Raw genomic sequence first — 13,247 nt, 5'->3', positions numbered from 1 at the left:
ACCTGCCTTACGGCAACGTCAAGCCGCGCAATTCGACGCTATCAGGCTCAATGCGCAGCACCGACCCATGGTCATACCAATCGCCCAGCACGATGCGCTGTGCCGGCGTGGCGCCAAGGCTGAAATCGTGCACGGCAGGGCGATGCGTGTGGCCGTGGACAAGGCGCGCCACGCGCGCGTGGCGCATGGCCTCTTCGACGGCGCCCTGGTTCACATCCATGATCGTCTCATCGATGCGCCCTGTGCGGGATTTGCTATCGCTGCGGGCCTGTGCGGCGAACGCACGGCGCGCGGCGAGCGGCATGGAGAGGATCTGCTGTTTCCACGCGTCCGTGCGAACCTGCTTGCGCACGGCCTGGTACTCGACATCGTCGGTGCACAGCACATCGCCATGCATCAGCAGGGTCGGCACGCCTTCGATATCGTGCACGGTGCCGTCGTCGAGCAAGGTCATGCCGGCACGCGACGCGAAGGTCTCGCCTAGCAGGAAATCGCGGTTGCCCACCATGAAGTACACCGGCACGCCGGCATTGCGCAGGCCCTTCGTGGCCGTGGCGATGCGGGTGGGGAGCTCGGCGTCGTCATCGTCGCCAATCCACGCTTCCACGAGATCGCCGAGGATGTAGAACGCCTTCGCGCTGCGGGCTTCGTCCGAGGCAAGGTACTGCTCGAAGAGGGTGGTGATCTCGGGGCGGGCGTCGTCGAGGTGGAGGTCGGCGATGAACAGCGTGGTCATGGCGTGGTCTTGGCCGCCGGCTTCTTGTCGGTCTTCTTCGCCGGGGTCGCAGGCTTTGCTGGCTCGGCGGCCGGAGCGGCCGCAGGCGTGGCCGCCGTCGACGAGGCGGCCGGCGTGGCCTTCTCTTCGCCTACGACCTGTGCGGAATTGATGATGACCAACGGATTCGGCACGTCGCCGACGAACGGACCCTGTGCCTTGGTCGGCACCTTGGCGATCTTGTCGACCACATCCATGCCCTGGGCCACCTTGGCGAACACCGCGAAGCCCCAGGTGAGGCCACTCTGGTTGCTCACGTAGTCCAGCCGGCGGTTGTCGACCAGGTTCACGAAGAACTGCGAGGTGCCCGAGTTCGCATCGGCGCCACGCGCCACGGCGACGGTGCCGCGCAGGTTGGAAAGGCCGTTGTCAGCCTCGCTGGGAATCGGCGCACGGGTGCGGCGCTGGGTCAGGTCGCGGCTGTAGAGACCGCCCTGGACCATGTAGCCATCGACGACGCGATGAAACACCGTGCCGTCGTAGAAGCCATCGCGCACGTACTGCAGGAAGTTGGCGACGCTCTTGGGCGCCTTCTCCGGAAACAGCTCGAGCGTGAAATCGCCCATGGAGGTATGGATGACGACCCGGGGGTGCTCCACGGGGCCGGGCGCGGGCGCCGCCGGCTTGGCCTGCTGCTGCTGGGCCAGGGCGGCGGCAGGCAGGGCGAGGAGGAGGCTGGCGAGGACGGCTTTCAGCATGGGCAACCGGTTCGTACGTAAGGACAACCCGACCATGATACCCCCTTGGCGGGGGCAGTCAGGCTTATTCGGTAACGATCTCGAGCTCGAGACCCAGTTCGGCCAGCGGCTCGCGCTCCTGCTCCAGGTCGGCTTCGGTCAGCGGGTGCTGATCGAGCCAGTCGGCGGGCAGGGTGAGGCGCAGGCGCTGACGGGTAGCGTTAACGCGGATGCGCGGCAGCGACTCAGCCCGGCGTGCGCGCCGGAACAGCACGGCGAGGCGGAGGATGGCCGTGATATGCCGTGCCGGTGGGCGGTAGCGCACGGGCAGGGCGGTGATGACGGATTTCTCCGGCTTGCGCCGGTGCGATTCGACGATGGCCGCCAGCAGTTGCTGCTCCTGCCGCGAGAAGCCGGCCATATCGGCGTGGCGCAGGATGTAGGCGCCATGGCGCTGATGCTGGCTGTGCGCGATGGCCAGGCCCAGCTCGTGCACGCGCGATGCCCACGACAGCCACTCCCGGCCGTCGTCGTCGAGCTTCCATACCTTGGCGAGCTGGTCGAATAACGACAGCGCCGTGGTCTCCACGCGGCGAGCCTGTGCCCTATCGACGCCATAGCGCGCGGCGAGGGAATCGATGCTGGCCATGCGTGGATCGGTACCGGCCGAACGGCCGATCAGATCCCACAGCACGCCTTCGCGCATGGAGCTTTCAGAGACGCGGAGCCGCTCGATGCCCAGCGCCTCGAACGCGGCCTCGAAGATGGCGACGCCACCGGCGAACACTTCGGCGCGGTCCTCGGCGAGGCCCGGCAGCTTGAGCGGGGCGCCCGTGGCCCCCTGTTCGATGAGGGCTTCGCGGACTGCCGCCAGGGCATCCGGCGTAATCCCGTCATCGGAGAGCTTCATCGCGCGGACCACCGAGCCGATGGCCTTGGCCGTACCCGAAGAGCCGTAGGCATCGGCCCAGCCCGCTTCGCGGTAATCCTCGGAGAACTGCTGCAGGAGCACGCCGATTTCGCGGCGGGCCTTCTGCCAGCGTTTGCGGGTGATCTTGCCGCCGGGGAAGAAGCGCAGCGTGGAGGCGATGCAGCCCACCTGCACGCTCTCGGTGAGTAGCGGCGAGGTGCCGCGCCCGATGATGAATTCCGTGCTGCCGCCGCCGATATCGATGACCAGTCGGTGATCGCGCGAAGCGGGTAGGTCGTGCGCGGCGCCCAGGAAGATCAGGCGGCCTTCTTCACGGCCCGAAACGATTTCCACGGGGTGGCCAAGCGCTGCCTCCGCTGCCGAAAGAAAGGCATGCGGCGAGGCGAGGCGGCGGACCGTGTTGGTGGCGACAGCGCGGATATGCAACGCAGGGATGCCCGCGAGGCGCTGGCCAAAACGCGCGAGGCTGCCGAGTGCCGCCGCGCGGTGCGCGGCATCCAGGGTGCCATCGGGGCGCAAGCCGACCGCCATGCGCACCGAATCGCGCAAGCGATCGATGACCCGCGGTTCGCCGTGTTCGTAGCGAGCGACCACCATGTGGAAGCTGTTGGAGCCGAGGTCGACGGCGGCGAGGAATTCGCCATCGTTGATCTGCGATTTACCTGATGTGGCCAAGGGAGATGTCCGCAGCGGCGTATTCGGGGAATTTTGTCACGGCTTTACTGCCGAGGGGAAATGGCAGCGCGCGATTTCGGCATGGCCGAGAGGGCGTAAAGCAGGATACACAGGAAGCCAAATACCCAGTAATCCGTAGGGGCAGGGCCCCACCAGTGGCGGTGCCAGGGCACATTTTCAGGGTTGAAACGCGCCAGGCCAAAGGCCGGGTTGAGTATGAACCACAGTCCGTCCTCGGCAACCCAGAACAACATGACGCAAGCGATGATGCGCACCTGCGCCCGCCAGCTCCAGAAGCCGCGGAACACCATGGGAAAGTGGAAAAACAATGCGATGAACGGGAAAACCCATGCGTGATAGCCCGTCATCGGCCGGCCGCCCCACAGCAGGTCGAGCAGCCAGTGGTTTTCGATCCGCCATGTCGGCAGGCTGGTTGCCCAGCCGTGCGGCCCTTCGATTTCCACCTCGACATGCGCGAACAGGAAGGCGAGCAGGAAGGTGAACGCGGCAGTGGCAAGGACGGAGACGATCCGCCGGCGCGGTGAATGGCTCATCGGTGGCCCAGTTGCGCGAGCACGGTGTCGATCACGTCGCGCGCGGCATGCGGTTTGCCGATAGCGCGAGCGCGCTGGCTCATGGCGCTGAGTTGCGCCGGGTCGTCGCGTAGCGCCTGCACACGCCAGGCCAGCGCCACGCCATCGATCGCCTTCCACGCGGCGCCCTGTTCCAGCAGGTAATCCGCGTTGCGCTCTTCCTGGCCAGGGATCGGTGCGTTCACGATCATCGGCAGGCCCATCGCAAGGCATTCCGACGTGGTCAGGCCGCCCGGCTTGGTGATGGCAAGGTCGCAGCACGCCATCAGGCGTTCCACGTGCTTCGTATAGCCCTGCGGGAACAGACGCCCGGCATGCTTGCCGGTAGCGAGCTTGCGCAGGCGGCCGAGCATGTCCTCGTTGCGTCCGGCTAGCACCACCAGCTGGAAATCACCGCCGGCGGAGAGCAGTGTGTCAGCGAGCTCATCGAGTGCGCCCACGCCAGCGCCACCGCCCATCACCAGGTAAGCGGCGCGCCGCGGGTCCATGCCGAATTCACGCGAAAGCGCGTCCCGGTCATGCGCCTCGGCGAACGCAGGCATCACCGGGATACCGGTCGTGTGCACGCGCGTGGCAGGCAGGCCCACGGCGTGCATGCGGTAGGCGATCTCGGGGCTACCCGCGAAATAGCCTGACATGCCCGGCACCACCCACATGCGGTGCAGGTCGAAATCCGTCACCTGCAGGTACACCGGCGCCGTCACACGGCCCTTGCGAATCTGCCGGGCCAACATCTCGGCCGGCAGGAAGTGTGTGCAGATGATGGCGTCCGGGGCGAAATCGGCGATGGCGGCACGCAGGCGCCGTGTGTTCAGGCGCTCGATGGTGCGCCGCATGCGCTGCACGACCGCATCGGGCCGCGCATCGTCCGTAATCCGGTAAAGCATGCCCCACACGCGCGGATAACGCGTGATCAGGCCCAGGTAGAAATCGGCATAGATACGCCGGAAACTCGAGGGCACGTAATCCATGACATCGAGATGGCGTGCCTCCACGTCGGCGCCCTGCGCGGCGAGTGCCACCACGGTCGCCTCGAGCGCGTCCGCGGCACGCACGTGCCCCGCGCCCGCGGACACCGACAGGAGCAGGATGCGCCGCGTCACCCGCAGTACTTGGCCAGCAGCGCTTGTTGCGCCGAGTGCGGCAGCTCGCCCTTCGCCGGCTGGCGACGGGTATAGCGGCCATCGGCACCCAGCATCCAGGCCTGGGTGTTGTCGCGCAGGTAGTTCTCCAGGGTTTCCTCGTACACACGCTTGAACAGGTCGGGTTCCAGGATGGGCACGCCTACCTCGATGCGGCGCATGAGGTTGCGTTCCATCCAGTCGGCGCTGGCGCAATACAGCTCGGGTTCGCCGTCATTGGCAAACCAGTACACGCGGCTGTGCTCGAGGAAGCGGCCGATGATCGAGCGCACGCGGATGTTGTCCGATACGCCTTTGATTCCCGGGCGCAGCGTGCAGGCGCCACGGATGATCAGATCGATCTGCACGCCCGCTTGCGAGGCGCGGTAAAGCGCTTCGACCACGTGGGCTTCGTTCAATGCGTTGAGCTTGGCCGTGATGCGTGCGGGGCGGCCTGCGTTCGCATGGGCGATCTCGCGCTCGATCTTGCCCATGACACTGCTGTACAGCGTAAACGGCGAATGCAACAGGCGCTTCAGCTGGATCATCGGGCCGAGGCCCGATAGCTGCTGGAATACCTTGTGGATGTCCTCGCCGATCTCGGGATTCGAGGTCATCAGCCCGATGTCGGTGTAGCCGCGGCTGTTGCCCTGGTGGTAGTTGCCCGTCGACAGGTGCACGTAGCGGCGCAGGCCCGCACCCTCGCGGCGCACGATAAGCAGCATCTTGGCGTGGGTCTTGTAGCCGACCACGCCGTAGACCACCTGCACGCCAGCTTCCTGCAGCCGGTTGGCCAGGCCGATGTTGGCTTCCTCGTCGAAACGCGCGCGCAATTCGATCACCACGGTGACGTCTTTGCCGTTGCGCGCGGCATCCACCAGCAGATCGACCAGCGGGGAATCCTTGCCGGCGCGATACAGGGTCTGCTTGATGGCGAGCACGCCTGGATCCTGGGAGGCGCGGCGGAGCAACTCCACCACCGAGGCGAACGACTCGTACGGGTGATGCATCAGGACATCGCGCTCGCCGAGGACGTCGAACTCGTTCACACCCTTGGCGAACGCCGGTGTCAGGCGTGGTGTGAAGTGCGGGAACTTGAGTTCGGCGCGGTCGAGCTGGTCGTAGATAACGCCGGCGCGGATGATGTTGACCGGGCCATCGCAGCGGTAGATATCGGCGTCTTCCAGCTGGAAGTTCGCCATGAGCATATCGGTGATGGCACGCGGGCAATCCGCGCCCACTTCCAGGCGTACGGGGCGCGCATAGCCGCGGCCGGCCAGCTCCTCGCTTAGCGCGCGGGCGAGGTTCTCGACCTCGGCCTCTTCGACCACGAGTTCGCTGTTGCGCGTGACGCGGAACTGATAAGCCGCGCAAACCTGGAAGCCGGGGAAGATCTCGTCGGCGAAGGCTTGCAGCACCTCGGCGAGAAAGACGAAATCGCCGTCGTTCCCCGAGACTTCCGACGGGATGCGGATGATGCGGGGCAGGGAACGCGGTGCGCGGACCAGGGCCATGTGGCCCTCGCGGCCGAACGCGTCGCGGCCCTTGAGCACCACGGCGAGGTTGAGCGTCTTGTTGAGGATGCGCGGGAACGGGTGTGCCGGATCGAGACCCAGTGGCGAAAGCACCGGCATGATCTCGTTCTGGAAGTAGCCCTGCAGCCAGCGCCGTTGCCGGTCGGACCAATGGTCGCGGGTGACGAAGCGGATGCTCTCCGCATTCAGCGCCGGCCCGAGTTCCTCGTGCCAGATGCGGTAGATCTCGCTGACCAGCTCCAGCGTGCGCTCGCGGATGCGCGCCAGGATCTCGCCCGAGCCGAGGCCATCGGCACCCGGGAGGGCAGCGCCGAGCGCATGCTTGTGCTTGAGCACGGCCACGCGTACCTCGAAGAACTCATCGAGGTTGTTGCTGACGATGGTGAGGTAGCGCAGGCGCTCCAGCACCGGCACGTCAGGATCGCTCGCCTGGGCCAGCACGCGGAAGTTGAACTCCAGCGCCGCCAGCTCACGGTTGATGTACAGCTCGGGAGCCCCGAGGTCGACCTTTGCGCTCATGCGTTCCGCGGCCCGTTTCATGACCCCCGATGGTGGACCATCGGGGGGCGTCGCGGAAAGAGGCAACGCAGCAACCTGCGGGCGCCGGACAGCCATCGTTTCAGGCCGGGGTGCCCGCGATGTCGTGCAGGCGGGAGCCGTCGAGCAAGCGGTCGGTGTTGAAGACGCACGCGAAGGTGGAGCCCTTGCCCGGCTCGCTCTCGATCGAGAGGCGCGCCTGGTGCAGGTTCAGCACGTGTTTGACGATGGAAAGGCCCAGGCCCGTGCCGCCGGAATCGCGTGAGCGGCTGGAGGAGACGCGATAGAAGCGCTCCGTGAGGCGGGCGATATGGGCGGCCGGGATACCGAAACCGGAATCCTGTACCGAGAAGCGTGCGCCGCCATCGATGGCGGCCCAGCGGATGGCGATCTTGCCGCCGGTGGGCGTATAGCGCACCGCGTTGCCCACGAGGTTGCCGAAGGCGCTGTGCAGGTCCTTGGTGGACCCCAGCAGGTCGTAGCCCGTGGCGACGTCCAGCGAAATGGTATGCCGGCCCTGGCTCAGGGCTTCGGCCTCCTTGCGCAGGGAGGCGAGCAGCGGGGTCATCTGCACGTGTTCTTCGGCGAGATGATCCTGCGTTTCCAGGCGCGAAAGCGTCAGCAGGTCTTCGACGATCTGGCCCATGCGCTTGGACTGCGCGCGCATTTCATCGAGGACGGGCGCAAGCTCGGGCACATCTTCCGGATCGAGCAGTTCGAGGTAGCCGTGGATCACGGTGAGCGGCGTGCGCAGCTCGTGCGAGACGTTGGCGACGAAATCGCGACGGATCTGTTCGAGGCGGGTGAGGTGGCTGGTATCGCGGGCCAGCAGTACGCGCTGGCGGCTACCGAACGGCAGCAGCGTGGCCGTGATATGCCGGTTCGGGTGGCCGGGTGCCGTCACGTCGGTGAGCGGCTCGCGGGCGCCATCGTCCAGCCAGTCGGCCAGCTCCGTGTTCTTCAGTACTTCGGTGATGAAGCGGCCGCGGTCACGCTGGCCCTTCAGGCCAAGCAGTTCCTCCGCCGCGTGGTTAAACCAGCGGACGTGCTGCGCGTGATCCAGCAGGACCACGCCATCGGGGAGGGAACCGGCCGCGCTGCGCAGGTCGCGGAGGCGGGAGGCGATACGGCGTGTGCGTGTCATGAGACGGTCATGCTCAGGGTGGGGTGTTGCAGGCGTTTGCAACATTGGCCCGGCCATATGACGGAACAGCGACAGCAGCACGACGATTTCCAGCAGAGCGATAACGGCTATGCCGGCTAGCGTCGAACCCGCGAGCGCACCCACTGCGCCACCCGCTATCAGCAGGGCGGCACAGGAGGCTGGCAATCGCCAGGAAGTCAGGAAGCTGGGTGGCATGGCGGGTTAACCGTCGGTCTGGTGGTTCGCACCATAACGCGGTGGGCCCGCGTTAGCCTAGGTATTGGCGGAGAAGCGGTAGCCGGCGCCGCGCACGGTCTGCACCATGTCGTCGAGCTTCCACGGTTCCAGGGTCTTGCGCAGGCGGCGGATGTGGACATCCACCGTGCGTTCTTCCACATAGACGCTGCCGCCCCAGACGTGGTCGAGCAGCTGGGCGCGCGAGTACACGCGCTCCGGGTGGGTCATGAAGAAGAACAGCAGGCGGTACTCGGTGGGGCCGATCGGCACCGCGTCGTCCCCCGCGAACACGCGGTGGGCCGGGCCATCGATGCGCAGGCCACCCAGTTCCACCACACCGGAGCCATCATCGCCCTGGCTGCGGCGGAGCACGGCCTTGATGCGGGCGATGAGTTCGCGGGTGGAGAAGGGCTTGATCACGTAATCGTCCACGCCGGCCTCGAGGCCGTTCACCCGGTCCATCTCCTCGCCGCGGGCGGTGAGCATGATGATCGGGATTTCGCGGGACAGTTCTTCCCGGCGCAGGCGGCGAGCCAGTTCCAGGCCGCTGGTGCCGGGGAGCATCCAGTCGAGCAGGATCAGGTCCGGCACCCGCTCGGAGATGGCCATCTGGGCGGCGCGGGCGTCGGCGGCGTGTGCCGCATCCATGCCCGCCTTGCGAAGCGCGAAAGCGACCATGTCGCGAATCGATGCTTCGTCTTCCACGATGAGAATGCGTTTGTGCACGCTGTGAACCGCTTGGTGGCTGTGACCGTCATATTGCAGCCACGTAGTGTTACACGGCAATGACAACGGTCACATTCGCCTGTTGCCGATAAGGCGCAGGGCTATTGCTGGGTGCGGCCGTCGGGGTTGTCATCGGTCGCCACGCGGCGCTTGCGCAGTTCCAGAAGGAGTGGGGTGAGGTCGGCAATCTGGGACTGGATGCGCGAGCGCTGGTAGAAATCGAGGTCGTCGCGCTTGAGCAGGCGGCGCAGCTGTTCCATGGCATCGAACGGGCGGCCCGAGAGGTAGGCCGCGTTCGCGTAGGCCTCATCTGCACGGATGCTGTCGCCGGCACGCTCGCTGGCCTGGGCATACGTGCGGAAGATTTCGGGGTCGTCGCTGCTATCGAGCATGGGGCGGAGCAGGGTGACAGCCTGCTGGGCGCTGCCGACGCTGCCCTGGACGGCGAGTGCCTTGGCGTAGCCGAGGGCGACGGCCACGTTGCGCGGGGAATTGGCGTGCAGGGCCTTATAGATGGCCAGGGCGTCGCCATATCGGCCAGCGTCCATGTACGCATCGGCCATCGCCAGCCGCAGCACGACGCTGTTGGGGAGCGTGGCGAGCAGGGGCTGGAGCTGTTCCACCGCCTGGCTGCCCCGGTTGGTCCGGGTAAGCGCCACGGCGTACCCATAGTGGTTGGCGGCGGTGTCGAAATCCTTGCGCTTCAGGTTGGTCGCGTAATACGAGGCCAGCTTGCCGGCATCGCCGGAGAGCACGCGCACGCGCTCGCGCATCAGTGCGTAGGTATCACCTGCGCTCTCCTTGGCCACGTTCACGCCGGCCGTTGATAGCGTCGTCGGGTCCTTCACGTAGATCACCGGCGCGGTGTTCTTTTCCCAGTAAGCCTTGTCCAGCGTGGGCAGCTTGGGCCGCTCCTTGCTACTGGCCTCGAGTACGCGGGCACGGGCGCGGGCATCGCTGATGCGGTCCAGGGTCACCGGGTGGGTCTGCAGCAGTGCGGGCAGGGCATCTTCGCCCTCGCCAACGCGCAGCGTGTCCTGCATGCGGCCGAAGAAATCGGCCATGGCCTCGGGGTTGAAGCCTGCATTGGACAGGGTCTGGATGCCGGCGCGGTCGGCTTCGATTTCATCCTTGCGGGTGAAGTTGATCTGCCGCTGCATCAGCAAGCCCTGGCCGCCCATGAGGACGCCGGCGGCCGCGTCGCCGCCGGCGCCGCCCGCACCCGCCGCGATGGCGCCCAGCAGTACCAGGGCGAGGAGGGGCGCGTCCTTCTTCGACGCTTCGAAAGCGCGATACAGGTGGTTCTGCGTGATATGGCCGATTTCGTGGGCAATCACGCCCGCCAGCTCGCTCTCATCCTGGGTGATATTGATCAGGCCGGCATTCACGCCGATATAGCCGCCGGGCGCCGCGAAGGCGTTGATCTGGGTATCGCGGACGATGAAAAACTGGAAATGGTCCTTCGGCCGGGCGCTGGAGGCGACCAGCCGAAAGCCCAGGTCATTGATGTACTGGTCGAGCAGCGCATCGTCGAGGGTGAGGTCCAGTGCATGCATCTGGCGCAGCATCTGGGCGCCGTACTCGTCGGCCTCCCGCGGGCTGATCAGCGCGTTGGCGGAGCTACCCAGGTCGGGCAGGCGCACGGCATCCTGCGCGCCGGCCACGAAGGTGGCGGCGGTGGTGGCGGCGAGGAGCAGCAAGCGGGGAAAGGGCAGGCGCATAAGTGCCAAAACGATACCACCACGGGGCCGGATCCGGCTTGGACCACAGCGGGCGGCCCGGGTTCGCCCCGGGGTTGTAGAATAAGCGCCAGGCCGCCATTTAGCGGTAATCAGAGCGTTCGGAGACACCGGTTCCATGAGCACCCCCGAGATCACCATCTATTCCACCGCGGTCTGCCCGTACTGCGTCGCCGCCAAGAACCTGCTCAAGGCCAAGGGCCTGGCGTGGAACGAGGTACGCATCGACATGGACCCGGCCCAGCGCGACCTCATGCTCGAGAAGAGTGGTGGCCGCCGCACCGTGCCGCAGATCTTCATCAACGGCACCCACGTGGGCGGATTTGACGACCTCGCCGCCGCCGACCGCAGCGGCCGCCTGGCCGAGATCCTCGAGGCCGCGCACTGATGGCTACCGACAAGACCCGCGTCGAGGAATTCACCGCGTTCCGCAAGCGTATGAACGAGCGCATCCTGGGCGAAGACAACCAGGTGGTGCGTCGCTTCTTTGCGCTGGATACCCAGACGTACCGCGAGGGCGCGCTGGATGTGAAGACCAAGGAGATGCTCGGCCTGGTCGCTTCCATGGTCCTGCGTTGCGATGACTGCATCAGTTACCACGTGGCCCAGTGCAAGGAAGCGGGCGTGAACCGCGATGAGTTCTTCGAGGTCTTCAGCGTGGGCCTGGTCGTCGGCGGCTCCATCGTCATCCCGCACCTGCGTCGCGCCGTCGATTTCCTCGATTCACTGGAAGGCGAGCCGGCCCAGGCGGATGCCGCGGCCTGCGCCGACCATTCCAACGGCTGATACGCCGCCCCCCGTGGGCGGCATCCTTGTAGGAAGCGGGCAAAATCGCCGATAATTGGGCGATTTTTCTTCCCCAGGCACGCTTTCGGGCGTGTCTTCAGTCCCGCTTCCTTCCAGGAGTAAACCCCATGAGCAAGACCATTGCCGTGATCCCCGGCGACGGTATCGGCCCCGAGATCATGGACGCGACCATCCGCGTCCTCGATGCCCTCGACTGCGGCCTGACCTACGATTTCGTGGACGCGGGCATGGTGGCCCTCGAGAAGCACGGCGACCTGCTCCCGCAGGCCACGATCGATGCCATCGCGAAGCACACCGTGGCGCTCAAGGGCCCGCTCACCACGCCGATCGGCGGTGGTTTCACCTCGATCAACGTGACCCTGCGCCGCAAGTTCGACCTGTACGCCAACGTGCGTCCGGCGATCAGCTTCCCGGGCACGAAGGCGCGTTTCGAGAACATCGACATCATCACGGTGCGTGAGAACACCATGGGTGCGTACATGGCCGAAGGCCAGACGCGCGAGGGCACCGGTGAGAACGAGGTGGCCGTCTCGGTCATCCGCAACACCCGCCCGGGCATGGAGCGCATCTGCCGCTACGGCTTCGAGATGGCGCGCGCGAAGGGCCGCAAGAAGGTCACGGCCGTGCACAAGGCCAACATCATGAAGACCTCGTCGGGCCTGTTCCTCGACGTGGCTCGTGAAGTGGCGAAGGATTTCCCGGATCTCGAGTTCCAGGAAATGATCGTCGATAACGCGTGCATGCAGCTGGTGATGAACCCGTGGCAGTTCGACGTGATCGTTACCACCAACCTGTTCGGCGACATCCTGTCCGACCTGTGCGCTGGCCTCGTCGGCGGCCTGGGTCTTGCCCCGGGTGCGAACATCGGTAAGGGTGCGGCGATCTTCGAGGCGGTGCACGGTTCGGCGCCGGATATCGCGGGCCAGAAGAAGGCTAACCCGTGCGCGCTGCTGCTGGCGGCGGCGGATATGCTTGATCACCTGGGTATGGTGGCGAAGGGCACGCGTCTGCGTGCGGCGATCAGCGATGTGATGAATGCGCGCGATCGCACGACCCCGGACGTGGGCGGCACCGGCAACACCGATACCTTCGGCGACGCGATCGTCGAGCGGATCAAGGCCTCGGCGTAATCGCCCCGGCTCCGCGGTAACGAAAAGCCCGGCCTCAGTGCCGGGCTTTTTTGTGCTCGCTCGATACGGCTCGCCTTCGGCTTCGCGTTGCTCGGCTTCGCCATCGCTTTAGCGCTCGGACGTGGTCGCAGGAGAGCCCTCGGCGCCCACCCTCGCTGCTCAGACAGGTCCTCGTCGTTCGAAAAGGAGTGCCGCTGACGCGGCAAATGTACTTATTGCCCTACGGGCGCGAACCGGCAGCCGGGCGGGGCTTTTCGACGAGACGTCCCTGTCTCGTCGAAAAGGAACGGCCATCCATGGCCGTCCCCCCTGCGGGGCTGTTCCCGCCCGGCTGCCTCGCCTGCGAAACTCGCCTCGAGGGTGGGCGCCGAGGACTCTCCGAGACACTGAGGGCGTGTGATGGGAGAGCCAGCACCATGGTCGTGGCGGCCGGCCTTGTCGCCCGAGGTACAACCCCACCGACAACCCAACGCCCACCCAACGCCTCCCCGTAGGAGCCCACCCTGTGGGCGACGCCGTTCGCGGCAGAGTCCGGGTCTTGCGGCGTCTGGCTCTTGATCGATCGTGCCGTACGACAGGGCCTGGGCGTTGAGGCGAAAGATGTCGCCCACAGGGTGGGC

Annotated in this window: 12 protein-coding genes; 3 read left to right on the top strand and 9 right to left on the bottom strand. The window is 66.2% G+C overall.

All coding sequences use genetic code 11. The features are described from left to right. Positions 1–7: 7 nt before the first annotated feature. From L2Y96_RS14905 to L2Y96_RS14865, 9 genes are all read right to left on the bottom strand, one after another. A complete protein-coding gene (locus L2Y96_RS14905) occupies positions 8–736 on the bottom strand; it encodes a UDP-2,3-diacylglucosamine diphosphatase (RefSeq protein ID WP_247327788.1) in 729 nt (242 codons plus the stop codon). Further along, positions 733–1,473 (bottom strand): peptidylprolyl isomerase, encoded by a 741-nt coding sequence (locus L2Y96_RS14900; protein WP_247327786.1) that lies wholly within the window; start codon positions 1,471–1,473, stop codon positions 733–735. The genes L2Y96_RS14905 and L2Y96_RS14900 overlap by 4 nt, the downstream gene beginning before the upstream one ends. Before the next feature lie 64 nt (positions 1,474–1,537). After that, a complete protein-coding gene (locus L2Y96_RS14895) occupies positions 1,538–3,058 on the bottom strand; it encodes a Ppx/GppA phosphatase family protein (protein ID WP_247327784.1) in 1,521 nt (506 codons plus the stop codon). Between the two features lie 44 nt (positions 3,059–3,102). Beyond that, entirely contained in the window at positions 3,103–3,612 is a 510-nt protein-coding gene (locus L2Y96_RS14890; protein WP_247327783.1) for a hypothetical protein, read from the bottom strand. Then, on the bottom strand, positions 3,609–4,754 hold the full coding sequence (locus L2Y96_RS14885) for an MGDG synthase family glycosyltransferase (RefSeq protein WP_247327780.1): 1,146 nt from the start codon (positions 4,752–4,754) through the stop codon (positions 3,609–3,611). Before L2Y96_RS14885 ends, L2Y96_RS14890 begins: the two co-directional genes overlap by 4 nt. Further along, entirely contained in the window at positions 4,751–6,847 is a 2,097-nt protein-coding gene (ppk1, locus tag L2Y96_RS14880) for a polyphosphate kinase 1 (protein ID WP_247327777.1), read from the bottom strand. The genes L2Y96_RS14885 and ppk1 overlap by 4 nt, the downstream gene beginning before the upstream one ends. Before the next feature lie 79 nt (positions 6,848–6,926). Further along, positions 6,927–8,033, bottom strand: coding sequence for a phosphate regulon sensor histidine kinase PhoR (gene phoR / locus L2Y96_RS14875; RefSeq protein ID WP_247337054.1), 1,107 nt, complete (start codon positions 8,031–8,033; stop codon positions 6,927–6,929). A 228-nt stretch (positions 8,034–8,261) separates the two neighbouring features. Continuing rightward, the gene (phoB, locus tag L2Y96_RS14870) at positions 8,262–8,951 is read right to left on the bottom strand and encodes a phosphate regulon transcriptional regulator PhoB (RefSeq protein ID WP_045827901.1); all 690 of its coding nucleotides are present in this window, start codon (positions 8,949–8,951) and stop codon (positions 8,262–8,264) included. 101 nt (positions 8,952–9,052) lie between these two features. Next, positions 9,053–10,672 carry a M48 family metalloprotease gene (locus L2Y96_RS14865; RefSeq protein ID WP_247337052.1) on the bottom strand — a complete coding sequence of 540 codons (1,620 nt, stop codon included), beginning with the start codon at positions 10,670–10,672 and terminating at the stop codon, positions 9,053–9,055. Positions 10,673–10,808: 136 nt separating this feature from the next. Between L2Y96_RS14865 and grxC the strand changes: the two genes are divergently transcribed. The 3 genes from grxC to L2Y96_RS14850 all read left to right on the top strand — a co-directional run bounded on the left by grxC (position 10,809) and on the right by L2Y96_RS14850 (position 12,627). Beyond that, on the top strand, positions 10,809–11,078 hold the full coding sequence (gene grxC / locus L2Y96_RS14860) for a glutaredoxin 3 (protein ID WP_247327768.1): 270 nt from the start codon (positions 10,809–10,811) through the stop codon (positions 11,076–11,078). Next, the gene (locus tag L2Y96_RS14855; protein ID WP_247327766.1) at positions 11,078–11,476 is read left to right on the top strand and encodes a carboxymuconolactone decarboxylase family protein; all 399 of its coding nucleotides are present in this window, start codon (positions 11,078–11,080) and stop codon (positions 11,474–11,476) included. Before grxC ends, L2Y96_RS14855 begins: the two co-directional genes overlap by 1 nt. A 128-nt stretch (positions 11,477–11,604) precedes the next feature. Next, the gene (locus L2Y96_RS14850; RefSeq protein ID WP_247327764.1) at positions 11,605–12,627 is read left to right on the top strand and encodes an isocitrate dehydrogenase; all 1,023 of its coding nucleotides are present in this window, start codon (positions 11,605–11,607) and stop codon (positions 12,625–12,627) included. The last annotated feature ends 620 nt before the right edge of the window (positions 12,628–13,247 follow it).

The organism is Luteibacter aegosomaticola (genome assembly GCF_023078475.1).
GTDB lineage: Bacteria > Pseudomonadota > Gammaproteobacteria > Xanthomonadales > Rhodanobacteraceae > Luteibacter > Luteibacter aegosomaticola.
The sequence above is the reverse complement of the archived record's forward strand: the minus strand, read 5'-3'. Positions and strand labels throughout refer to the sequence as shown.

Coding starts and splice junctions, on each gene's coding strand:
- L2Y96_RS14900 (WP_247327786.1), bottom strand. CDS start 1,473: ATGCTGAAAGCCGTCCTCGCCAGCCTCCTCCTCGCCCTGCCTGCCGCC.
- L2Y96_RS14850 (WP_247327764.1), top strand. CDS start 11,605: ATGAGCAAGACCATTGCCGTGATCCCCGGCGACGGTATCGGCCCCGAG.
- L2Y96_RS14905 (WP_247327788.1), bottom strand. CDS start 736: ATGACCACGCTGTTCATCGCCGACCTCCACCTCGACGACGCCCGCCCC.
- L2Y96_RS14855 (WP_247327766.1), top strand. CDS start 11,078: ATGGCTACCGACAAGACCCGCGTCGAGGAATTCACCGCGTTCCGCAAG.
- grxC (WP_247327768.1), top strand. CDS start 10,809: ATGAGCACCCCCGAGATCACCATCTATTCCACCGCGGTCTGCCCGTAC.
- L2Y96_RS14865 (WP_247337052.1), bottom strand. CDS start 10,672: ATGCGCCTGCCCTTTCCCCGCTTGCTGCTCCTCGCCGCCACCACCGCC.
- ppk1 (WP_247327777.1), bottom strand. CDS start 6,847: ATGAAACGGGCCGCGGAACGCATGAGCGCAAAGGTCGACCTCGGGGCT.
- phoR (WP_247337054.1), bottom strand. CDS start 8,033: ATGTTGCAAACGCCTGCAACACCCCACCCTGAGCATGACCGTCTCATG.
- L2Y96_RS14890 (WP_247327783.1), bottom strand. CDS start 3,612: ATGAGCCATTCACCGCGCCGGCGGATCGTCTCCGTCCTTGCCACTGCC.